This is a genomic window from Kitasatospora cystarginea, from assembly GCF_039533515.1.
GTDB classification, from domain to species: Bacteria; Actinomycetota; Actinomycetes; order Streptomycetales; family Streptomycetaceae; genus Kitasatospora; species Kitasatospora cystarginea.
In genome coordinates, this window is record NZ_BAAATR010000007.1 from 1 (window position 1) to 18,889 (window position 18,889).

Genomic DNA, 18,889 nt, shown 5'->3' on the forward strand with positions numbered 1-18,889 from the left:
GGTCATGGACGGGATCCGCGTGCCGAGGCTGACCTGCGGCAGGCCGCGTACCAAGCCGGACAGTGTCAGCGCGGACAAGGGCTACAGCAACCGCCGGACCCGCCGCTACCTGCGCAGACGCGGAATCAGGCACGTCATTCCGGAGAAGGCCGATCAGGCCGCCAACCGGATCCGACGCGGCAGGGCCGGGGGCCGGCCGCCCGGGTTCGACAAGGACCGCTACAAGAAGCGCAACACCGTCGAACGCGCGATCAACAAGCTCAAAGCCTTCCGCGCAGTTGCGACCAGATTCGACAAGCGCGGCTACGTCTACCTCGGCACCGTCACCGCAGCCGCACTCGTCATCTGGCTTCGCTCGTGATCGCCAGGACACTGCCTAGGCCTTCTCGGGCGCGAGCTCACCCACCGGCTGCCCGCCGCCCCTCATGTCGGCACTCACCTCGGCGGCGAGGTCCTGGATGCCGTGGCGCGCCTCCTGGGCGCACTTCTTCACATCCATGACCACCCACACGGACGCCTTGACTACTCCTCGCGCCAGTGGCTTGACGATTCTCTTCGCCAGCGGAGACGCGATCATCCCGGCCAGAAAGGGAGGGAGAACAGGTGGCACGACCATCAGTTACCTCACAGGAGAAGACTGGACTGGAACCTGCAACGTTCGACCGACGGATCGTACTGATTCGTTCACACAGCGAAGCCAGCGCCTTACGGAGCGTTCCAATCGGTTCACATTAGTTCACCCGTTCGGTCCTCTCCCGTCCGTTCCCAGCTCACGTGCCACCCGGCGACGCAGGGCAGGCCACGGAAGCGCACCGCCGTCCAGCACCACGTCATGGAAGACCCGCACGTCGAATCCGGCGCCGGCACGCGCCTCGGCATCCGCTCGCAAGGCGCGGAACTCCACGTACCCGGCGCGGTAGGCCAGTGCCTGTCCCGGCAGGTCGCTCGAGTAGCGCAGCAGGTCCGTCGCGGTCTGGACATCGGACTGCGTCGAATGCTCCCGCATCAACGCCCGTGCCTGATCGAGCGCCATCGTCCCGAGGTTGAGGCCGGTGTCGACGACCAGACGCGCGGCGGTGAACCGTTCCTGGGTGAGCCGCCCGTACGCCTCCCAAGGGTCGTCGTAGAGGCCCATCTCCCAGCCGAGTCCGGCCGCGTACTCGGCCCAGCCCTCGTTGAACGCGTTGAACGCGGCCACTTCGCGCCGCAGGTCGGGCAGGGTCTCGTTCTCGGCCTGACGGGCCAGGTGGAAGTGGTGTCCGGGCGCGAGCTCATGGTAGATCAGCGAGGCCGCGCCGAGCAGTGAACGGTTCGACAGATCCGACCCGTTGTACCGGTACCGCCCGACGGGCTGGCCGGCGGTGGGCTGCTCGTAGTAGCCGTACGTCATGCCCGCCTCCAGTGCCGGATCAAGGCGTGCCAGGCCGTACGGAGCGCTGGGCAGGGTCGCGAACCAGCGGGGCAGCTGGAGCGAGAGCCGGTCGAGGTGGCTCCGGTAGCAGGCTTCGACGTCCTCGGGGGTCCGCGCGTGGAGGCGGGACTGACCGGCTAGCCGTTGGTGGAACTCGGACTCGGTCCCGGAGAAACCAAGCGCGGAGCGGACCGCACGCATCCGCTCGGCGAGCTCACGGCAGTGTTCCAGACCGAGTTCGTGAAGACGCTCGGGCGGGGTGTCGCTCGTGGTACCGGTCCGGACGAAGGATCGGTACGCCTCCTCTCCGCCCTCGTACTGGGCCCACCCGACTCTCCCGGGGGCACGCTCCAGGTAGGCCGGATCCCCGATGACGGCCAGCAACCGGTCGAACGCCGGCTCCAGCTCCGCGGCCACCGACCGCGTCACCCCGTCGCGCAGCCGGCTGCGGCTCGCCCGCTCGAGGCCGGCGAGCCGCCCGTCGTCCACCTCGACGAAGCGCGCGGTCGAGGCGCGCAGCGCGGTGATCGTGGCGTGGGCGCCGGGCAGGGCGGGGGCGGGGATCCGGAAGCCCCGCGCCGCCTGTCCCGCCACCTTGTCACCGATGGTGCCGACGGATGCCGCGAGATCGTGCAGGACCGCCAAGTACCGGTCGACATCGCTGTGATCGCCGAAGACGAAGGGGCGGAACACCGCGTCGCCGTACAGCGAGAGGTTGAACAACTGGTACGGCGTGGCGGTCGGGGTCAGCCAATGGAACCGGCCCGCCTGCACGTCCTGTTCGGCCAGCGCCGCGAGGAAGCCGGCGGAGTCGGCGTCGGGCCCGGACAGGCCGCCCGCCTCCAGCGCGCTGACCCGTTCCAGGACGTCGAGTGCGAATCGGGCTCGCTCCTCGGCCTCCTCGGCGGACCCGCCCGGCAGCGACTCGACGGGCAGCCCGCGCCGGACCCGCAGCAAGGGCTCCCGGGCGAGCAGGAAGTCCCAGTATCTGCCCACGAGTTCGGCGATCTCTCCGCTGCTTTCCTGGGCGCTCTGAACTGACTGGTGCGTCGTCACGGAGCAAGTGTCGTCGCGTGGCGGTCCGGCAACCCGCCAGCACGACATCGTCGTTGAGCGAAGTCCTCCGAAAGGACGAAACGAGTCGTTCCGGCTCCGGCCCGACGGCCGCTCGGTGGCACGATGGCCGCCATGCACCGTCGAACCCTCCCGGTCCGGATCGCGGTCGTGGCCGCCGTCATCGCCGCTTCGGCCGGGTGCAGCGGTAACCTCCCCACGCCGTCCGCGAGTTCCCCGGTGGTGATCGGCGGGACAGTCAGGGTGGCGACGGCTTCCGAGATCGCCAGCTTCGACCCGTACTCCGCGTTCGGCACCGGGACGGCCCGCTACGCCTACGACTCACTGATCAACGTGGCAGCAGACGGGGCTGTGGTGTCCGGCCTCGCGACGAACTGGCAGGCCAGTGCCACCTCGGCCACCTTCACCCTCCGTCCGGGCGTGACCTGCTCCGACGGGACGGTGCTCAAGGCGTCCGACGTGGCCAACGCCCTGACGTATGCGAGCGATCCGGGGCGCCAGCTGGCCGGTGCCCAGGCGACGCTGCCCAGCGTCCCGTTCACCGCGACGGCCGACGACCCGGCCGGCACGGTGTCGGTGACGACGGCGGCTCCGTACAGCTTCCTCACCCGGACCCTCGGCCTGCTCCCCATCGTCTGCCCGGCCGGTCTGAGGGACCCGAAGTCGCTGGCGCGAGCCAGTTCGGGCACCGGCCCGTACGTACTGAGCGGTTACACCCCGGGGGGCCCGTACGTCTTCACCCTGCGCGAGGGTTACGCGTGGGGTCCGGGCGGAGCGACCAACGCGGCGCCCGGCCAGCCCGCGAGGATCGTCGTCTCGGTGGTACCGCAGGCCTCCACGGTGGCGAACCTCCTGCTCACCGGCGGTGTGAACATCGCGACGGTGAACGGGCCGGACCGCTCCCGGCTCACCGGGCGCGGCCTGGGCGCGGTCGAGGTACCGACCGTCGTCGGGCTGACCTTCTTCAACGAGCGCCGCGGCCGGCCGCTGGGCGACCCGGCCCTGCGGCGCGCCCTGGTCGCCGCCCTGGATCGCGCGGGGCTCGCCAACGTCGCGGCCGGCGGCACCGGGAAAGCGGCCACCCACTTCACGGCGACCGACGCCGTCTGCCACACGGACCTGGCTGCGGCGAACCTGCCCGCCGGCGACGCCGAACAGGCACTGCGGTCCGCGGGTTGGACGAGGACGACGGACGGCCGACTGGCCAAGGACGGCCGCGTCCTCCACCTGCGCCTGATCACCAGTCCCGACGTCGGCGCCACGCTGCCGTCGGTCGCGGAGCTGATGGCGCGCAGCTGGACCGCGCTCGGCGCGCAGGTCCAGCTCGTCAGCGAGAACCTCAACGCGCTGGTGAACGCCATGTACCAGGAGGCGAACTTCGACGTCGTGGTCGGCAGCACCCCGGGATTCCTGCTTCCCGCCGCCTTCGTCCCGTTCTTCTCCGGCCCGTCCCCCGCGGAGGGGCTGAACTTCGCGGGCATCGACAACCCGGAGTACTCCCGGCTGGTCGCGCGGGCCCTCCAGGAACCCGACACGGCCGGGTGCGCGACCTGGAACGAAGCGGCCACCGCGCTGTTCCGCTCGGCCGACACCCTGCCCATCGCGGACGGTGCGAGCACGGTCTACGGGTACCGCACGACCTTCGCCGTCGGCTTCGGCGGCGCGGTCGTCCCGACCAGCATCCGGCTTCACGGATGACCGGGATGAGCGACATGACCGCCCGCCTCGCCGTCCTGGCCCGGCGTCACCCGTGGTCGACCTTCTGCTGCCGGCGCGCGGTACGGCTGACCGTGTCGCTGTGCGCCGTGCTCACCGGGTCGTTCGCGATGATCCACCTGATCCCCGGCGACCCGGTCCGCGCCGCGCTGGGCATCGACGCCGCACCCGGACTCGTTGCCGCAAGGAGGCACCAACTCGGCCTCGACCAACCGCTCGTGGCGCAGTTCCGGCACTACCTGTCCGGTCTCGCCCACGGGGACCTGGGCGTGTCGCTGGTGACCGGCCTCCCCGTCGCGGAGCTACTCAGGACGCGGCTGCCGGCCACCCTGGAGATCGCGGCACTGGCCTTCCTCTGCACGGTCCTCGTCGCGTTCCCGGCAGGACTGCTCGCCGCGATCCGCACCCGCGACGGACGGCACCCGCGCAGCGAGCTGGTGTTCACGGCCGCGACGGCCGCGCTGACGGGTCTGCCGGACTTCGTGCTCGCCGCGGGCCTGACGGCGGGGCTGGCGGTCGGTCTCGAACTGTTCCCGATCGCGGGTGGGACGGGCGCTCGCTCACTCGTGCTCCCCGTGCTCGCGCTGGCACTCGCGCCAACTGCCGTACTGGCCAGGATCGTTCGGGTGGAGGCACTCAAGGTGCTCGCCGAGGACTACGTCCGCACCGCCCGGGCGAAGCGGCTGCCGGCCGTCGTCCTCTACCTGCGGCACGTGGCACCGAACATGCTGGTCGGGTCGTTGACGATCGCGGGCAACCTGTTGCCCGCGCTGATCGCGGGGACGGTGCTCGTCGAGAAGGTCTTCGCCTGGCCGGGTGTCGGCTCGGCGCTCGCGCAGTCCGTGGTCGCGCACGACTACCCGGTGGTGCAGGCGATGGCACTGGTGCTGGGAACGGTGGTGCTCGTCGCGAACTTCCTGGTCGATCTGCTCCTCGGGCTGCTCGACCCCCGCTCGACGATCCGGGAGATGTGACCTTGACGGCCTCGCTGCTTCCCCGGGCGCCACGGGTCGGCTCCCGTCCCGCCGTGCTCTCACCGATGGCCGTCCTGGCGGTGGCCATGGCCGGCTCGCTGCTCTTCCTGGCCGTCGCCGGGCCGGTCATCTGGGGGTCTGCGGCCGAACGCCTGGATCTGTCGGCGGTGTTGCAGGGGCCGTCCGCAGCACACCCGGTCGGGACGGACAACCTCGGACGCGACCTGTTCGCCCGGGTGTTGACGGCCACCCGGCTCTCGCTGGTGCTCGCGCTCGCGGCGACGCTGCTGGGTGCGGTGGCGGGGGTGGTGTTCGGTTCGCTCACCGCCGTCGTGGGGGGCCGCAGCCGTCGGCTGTTGGGCTCGTTGGTCAACCTCCTGCTGGCCTTCCCCGGCCTGCTGGTCGCGATGTTCTTCGCGGTGCTCTTCGGTGCCGGAGCGGTCGGTGCGGTGCTGGCGCTCGCCATCGGCTCCATCCCGGGCTTCGCGCGCCTCACCCAGACCCTCGCCGCCCGCGTCGCGGACACCGACTTCATGGCCGCGGCACGCGTCCTGGGCCTGCGTCGCCACCGCCTCCTGTGGCGCCACGTCCTGCCGAACATCGCCGAGCCGTTGCTGCTCAACACCACGATCTCGGCGGGCTCCGCACTCGTCGCGCTCTCCGGGCTGAGCTTTCTCGGGCTGGGCGTACAGGCACCCGGTTACGACTGGGGGCAGTTGCTCAGCCAGGGACTGGACCGCATCTACGCCGAACCGCTGCCGGCGATCGCGCCGGGCCTGGCCATCGTCTACGCCGCCTTGACCTTCCAACTGCTCGGCGAGGTGCTGGCCCAGGCTGCCGCCCGACGCCACGGCGGCCTGCCACGCGTGCCCGGGCAGACAGCGCGCCCCGCCTCCCCGGTGCCCCCGGCCACCGACGACCACGTCCTGGAGGTCGAGGACCTCACGGTTGCCATCGCCACCCCCGACGGGGTGAGCCACCCGGTCCGCGGCATCAGCCTCGCCCTGCGCCCCGGGGAGATCGTCGGTCTGGTCGGCGAATCCGGCTCCGGCAAGTCACTGACCGCGCTCGCCCTCGCCGACCTGCTGCCCGAGCAGGCGCGGGCCGCCTGGCGGACCAACCGCTTGCTGGGCACCGACGTCGACACCATGACCCCCGGGGCCCGCGACAGGCAGCTCGCGACCGGGCTGGCGATGGTGTTCCAGAACCCGGCCTCGGCCCTCAACCCGTCGCTCCGGATCGGGACACAGCTCACCGAGGCGGCGCGCACCCATCTCGGCCTCAGCCGGTCGGATGCCCTCGCACAGGCCCGGCTCACCCTCACCCGGGTGGCACTGCCGTCGCCGGACCGGCTGCTGCGCTCCCGCCCCCACCAGCTCTCCGGCGGCCAGCGCCAGCGGGTGATGATCGCGACGGGCCTGATGACACGACCCCGGCTGATCATCGCCGACGAACCGACGACGGCGCTCGACGTCAGGGTGCAGCGGCAGATCGTGGAACTGCTCCGCGGCATCCGGCGCGAAGCGGCCACCGCGGTCCTGTTCATCAGCCACGACGTCGCCCTCGTCGCTGACCTGTGCGATCGAGTCCTCGTCATGTACGGCGGGTTGATCGTCGAGTGCCTCCCGGCCGCCCACCTCGCCACCGACGCGCGGCACCCCTACACCCGGGCGCTGGTCGAGTCGGCGCCCGACCTGTCCGCCGACCGCGACCGCCCGCTGCGGACCATCGACGGCTTGCCGCCGGATCCCCTCTCCCCGGGCCCCGGTTGCCCGTTCCAGCCGCGCTGCACCAACCGCCAGGCCCGGTGCGCGGAGGAGCACCCGCCCCTGTCCGACCTCGGCGTCGGCCATCGGGTGGCCTGCTGGCACCCGATGCCGCCGGCGGCACCGCACATCAAGGCGGCGCTCACATGACCGGTCTGACGCTCCGTGATGTCACCGTCCGGTACCACGGGCCGACCGGCATGGTCACGGCCGTGGACCGCGTCCGGTTGGAGGTCCCCGAGGGCAGAACGGTCGGACTGGTGGGCGAGTCCGGCTCGGGGAAGTCGAGCCTGGCCCGGGCGATCGTCGGCCTCGCGCCCACCAGCGGGGGTGAGATCCTGATCGGCGGCCGTCCGGCTCACACCCGCACGGTCCGCGACCGGCGTCGGCTGGGCCGGCAGGTCCAGATCGTCTTCCAGGACCCGGACACCGCGCTGGACCCGCGGATGACCGTACGGCAGACCCTGCTCGAGGCGGCGACCGCCTTCCGCAGGCTCGACCGCGGTGCCCGCGAGCCGCACGTCACCGAACTGCTCGACCTGGTCGGCCTCGACCCGAGAGTCGCGGACCGGCTGCCACGGCAGCTCTCCGGCGGTCAGCGCCAGCGCGTCGCCATCGCCCGTGCCGTCGCCGTCGATCCCGGCGTCCTGATCGCCGACGAGATCACCTCGGCGCTCGACGTTTCGGTCCAGGCGTCGGTCCTCAACCTGATCCGTGAACTGCAGCGCAGGCTGGGCCTGTCCATGCTGTTCATCGGGCACAACCTGGCCGCGGTCCGGTACGTCTCCGACGTCATCGCGGTCATGTACCTCGGCCGGATCGTCGAGACCGCCCCGACCGAGGAACTGCTGTCCGATCCGCAGCACCCGTACACCCGCTCGCTGCTCGCCGACGCCCCGAGTCTGCACACACCGCCTCGCAGGACGGACACCTCACGATGACTCCTGAACGGTCCGACACCGTGCCGATGGGCGCGGACGCGGTGGTGGTCGGCGCCGGGGTGATCGGCGCCGCCGTCGCCTACGAGCTGGCGCGCACCGGTCGGCGCGTCCTCGTCCTCGACAAGTCGGGCGGAGCCGGACACGGGTCGACCAGCTCCTCCAGTGCGATCATCCGGTTCACCTACTCCACCCGGGACGGTGTCGCCACCGCCTGGGAGTCACAGCACCACTGGTCCAACTGGGCGACGTACCTGAACCGCTCCGGCCGGCGTCCCCTCGCCAGGTTCCACCGCACCGGGGCCGTGGCGCTCGACGCGCCGTTCCCCCCGACCTCGGCCTTCGTCTCACTCTTCGACGATCTCGGCGTCCCGTACGAACTGTGGGACACCGCGACGCTGCGCAGGCGGGTCCCCGGCATCGACCCGGGACGGTACTGGCCCCCGAAGTCCCTCCGTGACGACGCCTTCTTCGCCGGACCGACCGGTGAACTCGGTGCCCTGTTCATGCCCGACGCCGGCTTCGTCGACGACCCGCAGCTCGCGGCGCAGAACCTGGCGGACGCCGCGGCCGAGCTGGGCGTGCGATTCCTGTTCCACCGCACCGTGGTCGGCATCGACCGGCGGGCGGACCGGGTGTCGGGCGTCCGGCTCGCCGACGGCACCGCCGTGGCAGCTCCCGTGGTGATCAACGCGGCCGGCCCGTGGTCGGGCGAACTCAACCAACTGGCGGGCTTGGGCGCCGAGTTCACCGTCGGGGTACGGCCGCTGCGCGAAGAGGTCCACCAGGTCACCGCGCCGCACGGCTACGGCACGGAGAAGACCCTCGGCCCGGTGCTCGCCGACCTCGACCTCGGCAGCTATCTGCGCCCGGCCGCCGGCGGACACCTGCTGATCGGCGGGACCGACCCGGACTGCGACCCTCGGGAGTGGATCGACGACCCCGACACCGCGAAGCCGTATCCAACCGTGGGCCGGTTCCAGACCCAGGTGACCCGGGTGGCGCGCCGCTTCCCGGGACTCGCCGTTCCGAACCGGCCCAGCGGCACCGCCGGTGTCTACGACGTCGCCGACGACTGGACACCGATCTACGACCGCACCGACCTCGGCGGCTACTACGTCGCCATGGGCACCAGCGGCAACCAGTTCAAGAACGCCCCGCTGGCCGGCCGGTTCCTCGCCATCCTGGTCGAGCGCATCGAGGCCGGGCACGACCACGACCGCGACCCCGTGCACTACACCTGCGAACACACCGGCAACGTCGTCAACCTGGGAGCCTTCTCCCGCAAGCGCCCCGTCGACAAGGACTCCCCCCGCTCCGTCATGGGTTGACGGAACGGGGGGGAAGTCGTCTCCGTGCTCAGGGAGTTGTCACACACGAGCTGCCCGCGGTACACCGGCCGCCGGGTGTCGGTCAGCCGCCTGGCTCGCTGGACGGCGGTCGCCGCTCCTCCGCGATCTCGTCGACCAGATTCCGCACCACCTCGGTCACGAACTCCGGTACCTCGTGCGGGAAGTTGTGCCCGGTGCCCTCCGGGGTGTAGACCCGACGCGCCCTGGTCGAGGTGGCCAGGAACCGGCATCTGGTGTTGAGGTAGAAGCGGCGCAGCCGCTCGGCCTGGACGGGATCACCGACGGCATCCAGTATCTCATCGCCACCGGTGAGGTCCCGAGGAGTGACCAGCAGGAGGCGCAGGTCCGCCAGATCGCCGTCATAGACCACGGTCTGCCACCCCCGCCGGGCCATCCCGATCGGTGACAGCTCGCTGTAGATGGACGCGGCGGCGCAGTCCGACCCCGTCTTGAAGGCATCGATCTGCGTCGTACAGGCCGGCGGCGTCCGGGCCGGCTCGACGGCACCCTGCGGCCCGTCCGTGCCACGACCACGGCCACGGTGAATGCCGAACAGATGGCACAGTGCGGCCCGCAGGTGAGTCGCCCGGGATCGCGTCAAGGACCGGTTCGGCATCGCGTAGACGATGACGTCGGGAGGCGTCGGATCGAGCAGGACCAGCCCTGCCACGAGCTCCGGCCGGCGCCGGGCGGCGTTGGCGGCCAGCAGCCCGCCGAAGGAGTGCCCCACCAGGACGAACGGCCCGTCCAGGCCGGCTCTTTCCAGAGCCGTGAACAGTTCCACGGCTTCGGTCGCCGTCGTCCGCGGGAACGGGCCGACATCACTCCACCCCGATCCGGGCCGGTCGACCAGGACCGACCGGGTCGTCTCCCGCAGCACCGCGTGCAGCCGGTGGAACTCGTGGCCGGACGCGTGCCCGCCGGGCAGCCAGACGACCGTCGGCTTGGTCGCGGACTCACCTTCGACCAGCACGTGCATCCGGTATCCGCCGACGTCCACCAGCCGACCTGGCGGCGGGCACTTCGCCCGCACCTGGGCGAGGCAGACCAGATGACGGACGGATCCCAGCACCATCAGTACGGCGACGGCGACCACGATCCCGCCGATCACACGGGCCCAGGTCCCGCTCAGCCCGAGACTCCACGCACCCGCTCCGCCGACCAGCAGGGCGATCGGCAGCCCGACCCAGTCCCGGCTGATCACCGCGAGCAGCCCGTTCATGGCACGCCCGTCCTGCCTCATCCGCGCTCCGTCTCAGCCGCCGGACCCAGCTGCCGCCCATCACCTCTTTTCCTTGTTTACACACTCCTAAGCGGGCTGACCCAGGCGAACGCGCATACGAGGGAGTTTCACGCCCCCCGGTGCCCCTCCGGCCACGCGCGGCAGGCCGTACCGCTCGGCCGCGAGGACGCTCCCCGGTGACGGCGCAGCACCGTCGGAATGATCCGCCCCAGGATGATCCACGCAATGATGATCCCCCACAGGATGAATTTCCCGAGGCTACCGGGCGGGGCCGCCCACACGGGCGAGGACGGACAGTCCGAACGGGCGGAGCGAGTCGGTGCGTTCCCACTCCGCCGCCGGCAGGGTTCAATGCTCCTGGGCCGTCGGGCGCACCATGATCTCGTTGATCGCGGTGTGCGGGGGCTGGGTGACCATGAAGGCGATGGATCGGGCGATGTCCTCGGCCCGCAGCCAGGAGTCCTGCGCCATGCCGCGGGCTGCGGCGAACCCGGGGCCGGTCGCCATCTCCGTCGAGGTCAGTCCCGGCTCGACCACGCCCACCCGGACGCCGCGTCCGGTCGACTCCTGGCGAAGGGCCTCGCTGAACGCGCACACCGCGTGCTTCGTCGCGGAGTACACGCCGTTGTTTCGGCGCACCACACGGCCCGCGACCGAGCTGACACTGACCAGATCGGCAACCCCGCGCGGGCCGTACGCCGCCGCGCGCAGCAGATGCGGCAGCGCCGCCTGCGACATGTGCAGGACCGCCGTCAGGTTGAGGTCGACCATTCGGTCGAGATCCTCGGGGTCGATGTCCTCGACCGCCCCCATCGCGACGTAGCCGGCGTTGTTCACCAACACGTCCAGCCGCCCGAACCGCCTGACGGCCTCCTCGACGGCGCGCCGGGCCCGTGCACTGTCACGCAGATCGGCGGTGATGGCGGCGCACGAGCCACCCGCCACCCTGATCGTCGCCGCCAGTTCCTCCAGCCGCTCGGTGCGCCGGGCCACCAGCGCGAGCGCCGCCCCCTCCCGGGCCAGTGCCAGGGCCGTGGCTGCCCCGATACCGCTGGACGCACCGGTCACCAGCGCCACGCAGCCCGACAACGGTGCGCCGCCCTGGGTCGTGGCCTTGGTGTTGTCGGCATTCTCGGCGTTCACACCATTGGGACCCATGCTGGCAGCTTGCACCATACGCCCCTCGACCGCCTCCCACCGAGGTGCTCCCAGTCGTCTCAAGGGGCGCCCGGAAGCTCAGCGAGCCGGGGTGTCTGGTTCCTCTGAAATCGAGAGGCCACTCGGCCAGCCGCTCGCTGGCCACCATCGGTCCCACGCCCTGCCGCAAGGTGTGCGGGCCACGGCGTGCACCCGAAAGTCCGGCTCGGGCAGGCGTGCTCGCGTACTGCTCGGGGTGCGGCGGGACGGCACCAAGGAGTTGATCGCGCCCGCGGAGCGTCTACGCGAGTCGGCCGAGTCGTGGGCCGACCTGCTGCGTGACTGCCGCCGTCGGGGCATGCGCGACCCCGAACTCGTCGTCGGCGCCGAGCTGGCTGACCACCCCACAAGCTCGTCGCAGCCGGTGCAGTCGTTCTGAAGCGCTACGCGATCTGGAGGAGGGCCGCCGGTGAACTCCCGTGCGGGGCCGGGGAGGTGCGGCACGGACACAGCTCGATAACGGGCGGCGCCACCTCTTGTGCAGTGCAATTTCACATTATTATGTTACGGGTCACACGGTGGAGCGGCCAGACCTCGACGGTCGCCCTCCCGGTCGGGCCTCGGACCACCCACCGGGGCGGATCACGGGCTTCACGGCAGGCCCCCCACAGCGGAGTTGCTACATGACCAGGCGCACCCACGCCGCCCTCGCGGCAGCCCTCGCGGCGACCCTCACCTTCGGCCTCGGGGCCTGCAAGAACGACAAGAGCGACAACGGTGGTGACGCTTCGGCGGCCGGCACTGCCAAGGCCCCCGGCGCCGCCTCCGGGACGATCGTCGGCGGCACCCCGGTCAAGGGCGGCACCCTGACCGTCCTCTCCAACCAGGACTTCGCCCACCTCGACCCGGCCCGCAACTGGACCATGCCGAACATGGACTTCGGCATCCGGCTGCTCTACCGCACCCTGGTCACCTTCAAGGCCGAGCCGGGCGCCGCCGGCAGCGAGATCGTCCCCGACCTCGCCACCGACCTCGGCAGATCCTCGGACGGCGGGAAGACCTGGTCCTTCACCCTCAAGGACGGCGTCAAGTACGAGGACGGCACTCCGATCAGGTCCGCCGACATCAAGTACAACGTCGAGCGTTCCTTCGCCCCGGACCTCACCGGCGGCCCCGACTACGCCCAGCAGTACCTGGCCGGGGGCGAGAACTACAAGGGCCCGCTGAACGGCGAGCACCTGGCCAGCATCGAGACCCCGGACGACAAGACCGTCGTCTTCCACCTCAAGCGCCCGGTCGCCGAGTTCTCCTACACCGCGACCCTGCCGACCTTCGCGCCCGTGCCGCAGTCCCAGGACAAGGGCACCCAGTACGACCTGCGACCGTTCTCCTCCGGCCCGTACAAGATCGAGACCTACGACCGCGGCAAGCAGTTGGTCCTGGTCCGCAACAGCAACTGGGACCAGTCCACCGACCCGGTCCGCAAGGCATACCCGGACAAGATCGTCGTCGTCCAGGGCCTCAAGGGCGGCCAGGTCGACGACCGGATCATCGCGAGCGAGGGCGCGGACGCCTCCGCCGTCGAGTGGATGAACCTGCGCCCGGAGTCGATCGCCAAGGTGCTACCCAAGCCGGACGTGAAGTCCCGGCTGATCGCCGAGCAACAGGGCTGCACCGACATGCTCTACCCAAACACCTCCAAGGCGCCGTTCGACGACCCGAAGGTGCGCGAGGCGCTGATGTACGCGGTGGACCGGGACGCCCAGGTCACCGCGTACGGCGGCCCGGCAATGGCCGACGTGGCCACCTCCTACCTGCCGCCCGCACTGAGCGGCGGCGCCAAGCAGGACACCCTGAAGATCGCCCCGACCGGCGACCCGGAGAAGGCCAGGCAGTTGCTCAAGGACGCCGGCAAGACCGACCTCAAGGTCTCGCTGACCGTCTCCTCCGGTGACAAGACCCGGGCCGAGGCGCTCCAGCAGTCGCTGGGCAAGGCCGGCATCCAGGTCACCATCACCACCGCCGACCCGTCGGTCTACTACGACACCATCGGTGACACCAAGAGCGCGCCCGACCTCGCCATCCTCGGCTGGTGCCCGGACTACCCGTCGGGTGCCACCTTCCTGCCCATGGTCTTCGACGGCCGCAACATCAAGGAGAAGGGCAACCAGGGCAACGTCGAGCAGTTCCGCGACCAGGCCACCTCGGACCGGATCGACCAGATCAACGCGATGAGCGACGTCACCGAGGCCAACAAGGCGTGGATGCAGCTCAGCGAGGACCTGCTGAAGAAGGCGCCCACCGTACCGCTGCTCTGGCAGCGCCGCCCGCTGCTGGCCGGCACCAACGTGGCGGGTGCCTTCGGCCACCCGGTCTGGACCGGCCAGTGGGACTTCGCCACCATCGGTCTCAAGGACCCCTCCAAGAGCAAGGGCTGAGGGGCCGTCCGTGATGGGTAACACCACCCCTTCGGGGGCCGAAGACCGCGCCGCCGGTGTCGACCGTGACGATCAGCGGCTCCGCCGCGGGGACGAGCGACGAGCGAGCGGAGGGGGCGCCCGTCCCCCAGCCCTCGGCCGGGGGTACCCCCGGGCCCGGAGGCTGGGGGAGAGTGCCGGAGCTGGGGGCACATCCCCCAGCCTGGCGGCTGGGGGGACCCCCACCCAGCCGCCAAGGCCGGGGGCGGGCGTCGACACCGGATCACGAGCAGCCGGAGGCGAAGGAGGAGTCACAGCGCCCGTCACCGCGCCGGTCGCGGAGGCGGGCCCCGCGAAGGCCGCCGGCTGTGGGCCGTGGCGGCTGGTCTGGGACCAGCTCCGGGCCAAGAGCTCGGCCCGGTTCGGCCTGGTCACGGTCGCCCTCCTGGTCCTGCTGGCCGCACTGGCCGGTCCGCTGAGCGCGCTCGGCGGCTGGTCCCCCGAGGAGTTCGACAAACGCGCGATCGACCCGTACCTCGGCGGCCTGCCGATCGGCGACTTCGGCGGGATCGGGACCCGGCACTGGCTGGGCGTCGAACCCGGGACCGGGCGCGACCTGTTCGCCCGGGTGCTGCACGGTGGCCAGGTCTCGCTGCTGATCGCGTTCACCGCCACCGCCGTGGTCGTGGTCACCGGCACCCTGGTCGGGATCGCGGCCGGCTACTTCGGCGGCCGCACCGACGCCGTGCTCTCCCGGCTGATGGACCTCACGATGTCCTTCCCATCCCTGATCTTCATGATCTCGATGATGTCGGTGGCCGAGGACGTCAACCGGATCCTGCTGATGACCTTGGTGATCGGCATGTTCGGCTGGCCCGGCATCGCCCGCGTGGTGCGCGGCCAGACCCTCTCGCTCAAGCACCGCGAGTACGTCGAGGCCGCCAAGGTCGGCGGCGCGCGCTCCTGGCGGATCCTCACCCGGGAGATCCTGCCGAACGTCTCCGGCCCGATCATCGCCTACACCACGCTGCTCGTCCCCGGCATGATCGCCACCGAGGCTGCGCTCAGCTACCTCGGCGTGGGCGTGCGCCCGCCGACACCGTCCTGGGGCCAGATGATCGCCGAGAGCATCAGCTTCTACGACACCGACCCGACGTACTTCCTGATCCCGACGGTCTTCCTGTTCCTCGCCGTGCTCGCCTTCACCCTGCTCGGCGACGCGCTGCGCGACATCCTCGACCCCCGGGGAGGCCGGTCGTGATCCTCTACCTCGGTCGTCGACTGCTCGCCGCGGCCGGCATCCTGCTGGCCGTCTGCGCGATCACCTTCACCATCTTCTACCTGCTGCCCTCCGACCCGGCAGTGGCCGCCTGCGGCAAGACCTGCAGCCCCGAGCGGGTCGCCGAGGTCAAGACGGCGATGGGCCTGGACAAGCCGGTCTGGGAGCAGTTCGCCACCTACATCACCGGCATCTTCGCCGGGCGTGACTACGGCAGCGGGCCCAGCGCCACCCACTGCGGCTTCCCCTGCCTCGGCTACTCCTACGAGTACTCGCTGCCGGTCTGGAACCTGCTCACCGACCGCCTGCCGGTCTCCGTCTCGCTCGCCATCGGCGCGGCCGTGCTCTGGCTGGTCCTCGGCCTCGGCGCAGGCGTCACCTCGGCGCTGCGCAAGGGCGGGGTCACCGACAAGACGCTGATGGTGCTCTCGGTCGGCGCCGCTTCGCTGCCGGTCTACTTCACCTCGATCATGCTGATCTGGGGGATCGTCCGGACGGCCGGGCTGCTGCCGTACCCGGCGTACCACCCGTTCACCGAGAACCCGGTCAAGTGGGCCTCCAACCTGCTGCTGCCGTGGATCGCCCTGGCCCTGCTGTACGCGGCCATGTACGCCCGGCAGAGCCGCAACTCGATGATCGAGGCGATGGCCGAGCCGTACATCCGCACCGCCCGGGCCAAGGGCCTGCCGGCCGGCACCGTCGCCGTCAAACACGGGCTGCGCTCGGGGATGACGCCGATCCTCACCATCTTCGGCATGGACCTCGGCGGGCTGCTGGCCGGCGCCGTCATCACCGAGTCGATCTTCGGCCTGCCCGGTGTCGGACGGCTGTTCTACGACGCGCTGGTCCGCTCCGACCAGCCCGTCATCCTCGGTGTCACCCTGCTCGCGGCCTCCTTCATCGTCGTCGCGAACCTGCTGGTCGATCTGCTCTACGCGTACGTCGACCCGAGAGTGAGGTACTGATGTCCCTCTTGGAGGTGGAGGACCTCAAGGTCTCCTTCGACACCCCGCGCGGCACCGTCCGGGCGGTGGACGGCATCTCCTTCGCCGTCGAGGCCGGCCGCACGCTCGGCCTGGTCGGCGAGTCCGGCAGCGGCAAGTCGGTCACCTCGCTCGCCGTCATGGGCCTGCACCGAGGCGCCGCCGTCACCGGCTCGATCCGGCTGAGCGGGCAGGAGCTGGGCGGGCTCGGGGAGCGGGAGCTGGGCACCGTCCGGGGCCGCCGGATCGCGATGATCTTCCAGGACCCGCTGTCCAGCCTGCACCCCTTCTACACCGTCGGGGAGCAGGTCGCCGAGCACTACCGGGTGCATTTCAAGGCCTCCCGCAAGGCCGGCCGGGCACGGGCGGTCGAGATGCTGGCCGAGGTCGGCATCCCGGAACCGGCCCGCCGGGTCGACGAGTACCCGCACCAGTTCTCCGGCGGCATGCGCCAGCGCGTGATGATCGCCATGGCGCTCGCCTGCGAACCCGACCTGCTGATCGCCGACGAGCCCACCACGGCCCTCGACGTCACCGTCCAGGCGCAGATCCTCGACCTGATCGCCCGGATCCAGCAGGAGCGCGGCCTCGGCGTCGTCATGATCACCCACGACCTGGGCGTGGTCGCCCGGGTCGCCCACGAGGTGCTGGTCATGTACGGCGGCCGGGCGGCCGAACAGGCCCCGGTAGACCGGCTGTTCGCCGCCCCGGCACACCCGTACACCCGCGGCCTGCTGGACTCGCTGCCCCGCCTGGACGACACCGAAGACGCCCCGCTGCGGGTCATTCCCGGCAGCCCGCCGTCGCTGATCTCCCCCGCCCCCGGCTGCTCCTTCGCCCCGCGCTGCGCCCGCACCACCGCCGCGTCCACCGAGGAGCATGCCCGCTGCCTGGCCGAACGCCCCGCGCTCGGACCGCTCGCCCCCGGCCACCAGGCGGCCTGCCACCTGCCGCTGGTGCCGGAAGGAGCGCGGCCGTGACGGTCACGACTGACACCCTGCTGTCCGTGAGGGACCTGGTGAAGACCTTCCCCGGCCGGCCCCGGCGCACCGGCCGGCCCGGCGCACCGATCCGGGCCGTGGACGGGGTCAGCTTCGACGTCGGCAAGGGCGAGACGCTCGGCCTGGTCGGCGAGTCCGGCTGCGGCAAGTCCACCACCGGGCGGATGATCGTCCGGCTGCTCGACCCGACCTCGGGCACCGTCACCTTCGAGGGCACCGAGATCGGCGGGCTCTCCCAGGCCCAGCTGCGGCCGCACCGGCGGAACCTGCAGATGGTCTTCCAGGACCCGTACTCCTCGCTCAACCCCCGGCAGACAGTGGCCCGGATCGTCTCCGAGCCGCTGTTGATCCAGGGGGCGAGCGCGGCGGACGCTCGCGAGCGGGCCGGCGAGCTGATGGAACTGGTCGGGCTGACCCCCGAGCACCTCGACCGCTACCCGCACGAGTTCTCCGGCGGGCAGGCGCAGCGCATCGGCATCGCCCGCTCGCTGGCCACCTCGCCGAAGCTGGTCATCGCCGACGAGCCGGTCTCCGCGCTCGACGTCTCCGTCCAGGCCCAGGTGGTCAACCTGATGGAGCGCCTCCAGCAGGAGCTCGGCCTGGCGTACGTGTTCATCGCACACGACCTCTCGGTGGTCAAGCGGGTCTGCGACCGGGTCGCGGTGATGTACCTGGGTCGGATCGTCGAGATCGGCGACAAGGCCGAGGTGTACGGCAACCCCGCGCACCCGTACACGAAGGCGCTGCTGTCCGCCGTGCCGCTGCCGGACCCGGCGGCGGAGCGGACCAGGGAGCGGATCGTGCTGCTCGGCGACCCGCCGAGCCCGGCGAACCCGCCGGCCGGGTGCACCTTCCATCCGCGTTGCCCGAAGGCGCAGGAGAGCTGCCGGACGGAGCGTCCTCTGCTGCAGATCGTCGGCCCGGGCGGCCGGCAGGCGGCCTGCCACTTCCCGGAGGTCCGAGGACCGGGCCTGTAGCGCATCGGCCGCGCTCGCGCATCGGCCGTGCTCGCCTTCGGGGCACGCCTTCGATGAAGCGCGAGGTGATGTCTCGCGTGTCACGGGTCACCTGGAAATGGCCTGGCGCAAGCGGCAGGGGCGCCGCACCACCGGTGCGGCGCCCCTGTCCGACGGCCCGTCAGCGGGTGCTGTACTCCACCGCCACGCTGACCACCACCAGCACCCCGTACACCGTCGCGAGGGTGGTCCGCCCGGTGCCGTACAGGGCGAGCGCGGCCGAGCCGAGAACGAGCAGCTTGAGCACGATCTCCACGGCGAGCGGCTGCCGGAACCTCGGCCCGCCCGCGGCCAGGAACAGGCCCCAGAGCGTGGCCGCCAGAGCCGGCGCGCCGAGCCCCAGCAGCAGCCGGAGCACCAGGTTGGAGCCGGTCCTGAACCCCCAGTAGCAGAGCGCCGCCAGCATGGCGAGCTCCAGCCCGAAGGCGAGTCCGCCGTTGACCACGGTCAGCGGTGTCCACTGCCGCTGCCCGACCGGGCCGGGTCCGTCGATCCTCATCCGTGCGCTCTCCCCGTCTCGCCGCGCCGCCCGGGACGGGCGGCGACCACGCGGAGTGTCGCAGCCCGTCCCGGAGAACTCAA

General features: G+C 71.4%; 16 protein-coding genes and 1 pseudogene. 12 read left to right on the top strand and 5 right to left on the bottom strand.

All coding sequences use genetic code 11. From position 1 onward, the window contains the following. The coding region (locus ABD369_RS10180) for a transposase (protein ID WP_344635972.1) at nucleotides 1-361 on the top strand (361 nt) is incomplete at its 5' end. A 15-nt stretch (nucleotides 362-376) separates the two neighbouring features. Here the strand turns inward: ABD369_RS10180 and ABD369_RS10185 are convergent. Both ABD369_RS10185 and ABD369_RS10190 read right to left on the bottom strand, forming a co-directional pair. Then, a complete protein-coding gene (locus ABD369_RS10185; RefSeq protein WP_344635973.1) occupies nucleotides 377-577 on the bottom strand; it encodes a DUF5132 domain-containing protein in 201 nt (66 codons plus the stop codon). Between the two features lie 159 nt (nucleotides 578-736). Further along, nucleotides 737-2,467, bottom strand: a complete 1,731-nt coding sequence (locus tag ABD369_RS10190) for a DUF885 domain-containing protein (RefSeq protein WP_344635974.1) — start codon at nucleotides 2,465-2,467, stop codon at nucleotides 737-739. 132 nt (nucleotides 2,468-2,599) lie between these two features. On the opposite strand from ABD369_RS10190, the gene ABD369_RS10195 reads away from it, so the two are divergent. The 5 genes from ABD369_RS10195 to ABD369_RS10215 are packed head-to-tail and all read left to right on the top strand — an operon-like array spanning nucleotide 2,600 to nucleotide 9,210. After that, nucleotides 2,600-4,183: an ABC transporter substrate-binding protein gene (locus ABD369_RS10195; protein WP_344635975.1), complete on the top strand. Its 1,584-nt coding sequence runs from the start codon at nucleotides 2,600-2,602 to the stop codon at nucleotides 4,181-4,183. 5 nt (nucleotides 4,184-4,188) lie between these two features. Continuing rightward, nucleotides 4,189-5,175, top strand: a complete 987-nt coding sequence (locus ABD369_RS10200) for an ABC transporter permease (RefSeq protein WP_344635976.1) — start codon at nucleotides 4,189-4,191, stop codon at nucleotides 5,173-5,175. A 2-nt stretch (nucleotides 5,176-5,177) separates the two neighbouring features. Beyond that, nucleotides 5,178-7,091 (top strand): dipeptide/oligopeptide/nickel ABC transporter permease/ATP-binding protein, encoded by a 1,914-nt coding sequence (locus tag ABD369_RS10205; protein ID WP_344635977.1) that lies wholly within the window; start codon nucleotides 5,178-5,180, stop codon nucleotides 7,089-7,091. Continuing rightward, entirely contained in the window at nucleotides 7,088-7,882 is a 795-nt protein-coding gene (locus ABD369_RS10210) for an ABC transporter ATP-binding protein (RefSeq protein ID WP_344635978.1), read from the top strand. The genes ABD369_RS10205 and ABD369_RS10210 overlap by 4 nt, the downstream gene beginning before the upstream one ends. Then, nucleotides 7,879-9,210, top strand: coding sequence for an NAD(P)/FAD-dependent oxidoreductase (locus ABD369_RS10215; protein WP_344635979.1), 1,332 nt, complete (start codon nucleotides 7,879-7,881; stop codon nucleotides 9,208-9,210). Before ABD369_RS10210 ends, ABD369_RS10215 begins: the two co-directional genes overlap by 4 nt. A gap of 82 nt (nucleotides 9,211-9,292) precedes the next feature. Here the strand turns inward: ABD369_RS10215 and ABD369_RS10220 are convergent, their stop codons facing one another. Both ABD369_RS10220 and ABD369_RS10225 read right to left on the bottom strand, forming a co-directional pair. Further along, complete coding sequence (locus tag ABD369_RS10220; protein ID WP_344635980.1) at nucleotides 9,293-10,474, bottom strand: alpha/beta fold hydrolase; 1,182 nt, start codon at nucleotides 10,472-10,474, stop codon at nucleotides 9,293-9,295. A 348-nt stretch (nucleotides 10,475-10,822) separates the two neighbouring features. Further along, the gene (locus ABD369_RS10225; RefSeq protein WP_344635981.1) at nucleotides 10,823-11,617 is read right to left on the bottom strand and encodes an SDR family oxidoreductase; all 795 of its coding nucleotides are present in this window, start codon (nucleotides 11,615-11,617) and stop codon (nucleotides 10,823-10,825) included. Between the two features lie 198 nt (nucleotides 11,618-11,815). Between ABD369_RS10225 and ABD369_RS10230 the strand changes: the two are divergent. The 6 genes and pseudogenes from ABD369_RS10230 to ABD369_RS10255 form a co-directional block, all read left to right on the top strand. Then, nucleotides 11,816-11,996 (top strand): annotated as a pseudogene (locus ABD369_RS10230) (transposase); the annotation flags it as partial. A 298-nt stretch (nucleotides 11,997-12,294) separates the two neighbouring features. Beyond that, nucleotides 12,295-14,049 (top strand): ABC transporter substrate-binding protein, encoded by a 1,755-nt coding sequence (locus ABD369_RS10235; RefSeq protein ID WP_344635982.1) that lies wholly within the window; start codon nucleotides 12,295-12,297, stop codon nucleotides 14,047-14,049. Nucleotides 14,050-14,410: 361 nt separating this feature from the next. Then, a complete protein-coding gene (locus tag ABD369_RS10240) occupies nucleotides 14,411-15,289 on the top strand; it encodes an ABC transporter permease (protein ID WP_344636189.1) in 879 nt (292 codons plus the stop codon). Next, entirely contained in the window at nucleotides 15,286-16,272 is a 987-nt protein-coding gene (locus ABD369_RS10245; protein ID WP_344635983.1) for an ABC transporter permease, read from the top strand. Before ABD369_RS10240 ends, ABD369_RS10245 begins: the two co-directional genes overlap by 4 nt. Then, nucleotides 16,272-17,270 carry an ABC transporter ATP-binding protein gene (locus ABD369_RS10250; protein WP_344635984.1) on the top strand — a complete coding sequence of 333 codons (999 nt, stop codon included), beginning with the start codon at nucleotides 16,272-16,274 and terminating at the stop codon, nucleotides 17,268-17,270. The genes ABD369_RS10245 and ABD369_RS10250 overlap by 1 nt, the downstream gene beginning before the upstream one ends. Next, nucleotides 17,267-18,268: an ABC transporter ATP-binding protein gene (locus ABD369_RS10255; protein ID WP_344635985.1), complete on the top strand. Its 1,002-nt coding sequence runs from the start codon at nucleotides 17,267-17,269 to the stop codon at nucleotides 18,266-18,268. The genes ABD369_RS10250 and ABD369_RS10255 overlap by 4 nt, the downstream gene beginning before the upstream one ends. A 160-nt stretch (nucleotides 18,269-18,428) precedes the next feature. On the opposite strand, the gene ABD369_RS10260 is transcribed toward ABD369_RS10255, so the two are convergent. Further along, complete coding sequence (locus ABD369_RS10260) at nucleotides 18,429-18,806, bottom strand: YrdB family protein (RefSeq protein WP_344635986.1); 378 nt, start codon at nucleotides 18,804-18,806, stop codon at nucleotides 18,429-18,431. Between the last annotated feature and the right edge of the window lie 83 nt (nucleotides 18,807-18,889).

Excerpts from the sequence above, each read along its gene's own strand:
- ABD369_RS10185 (WP_344635973.1), bottom strand. The coding sequence starts at position 577 with ATGATCGCGTCTCCGCTGGCGAAGAGAATCGTCAAGCCACTGGCGCGA.
- ABD369_RS10195 (WP_344635975.1), top strand. The coding sequence starts at position 2,600 with ATGCACCGTCGAACCCTCCCGGTCCGGATCGCGGTCGTGGCCGCCGTC.
- ABD369_RS10200 (WP_344635976.1), top strand. The coding sequence starts at position 4,189 with ATGAGCGACATGACCGCCCGCCTCGCCGTCCTGGCCCGGCGTCACCCG.
- ABD369_RS10210 (WP_344635978.1), top strand. The coding sequence starts at position 7,088 with ATGACCGGTCTGACGCTCCGTGATGTCACCGTCCGGTACCACGGGCCG.
- ABD369_RS10215 (WP_344635979.1), top strand. The coding sequence starts at position 7,879 with ATGACTCCTGAACGGTCCGACACCGTGCCGATGGGCGCGGACGCGGTG.
- ABD369_RS10220 (WP_344635980.1), bottom strand. The coding sequence starts at position 10,474 with ATGAGGCAGGACGGGCGTGCCATGAACGGGCTGCTCGCGGTGATCAGC.
- ABD369_RS10235 (WP_344635982.1), top strand. The coding sequence starts at position 12,295 with ATGACCAGGCGCACCCACGCCGCCCTCGCGGCAGCCCTCGCGGCGACC.
- ABD369_RS10250 (WP_344635984.1), top strand. The coding sequence starts at position 16,272 with ATGTCCCTCTTGGAGGTGGAGGACCTCAAGGTCTCCTTCGACACCCCG.
- ABD369_RS10260 (WP_344635986.1), bottom strand. The coding sequence starts at position 18,806 with ATGAGGATCGACGGACCCGGCCCGGTCGGGCAGCGGCAGTGGACACCG.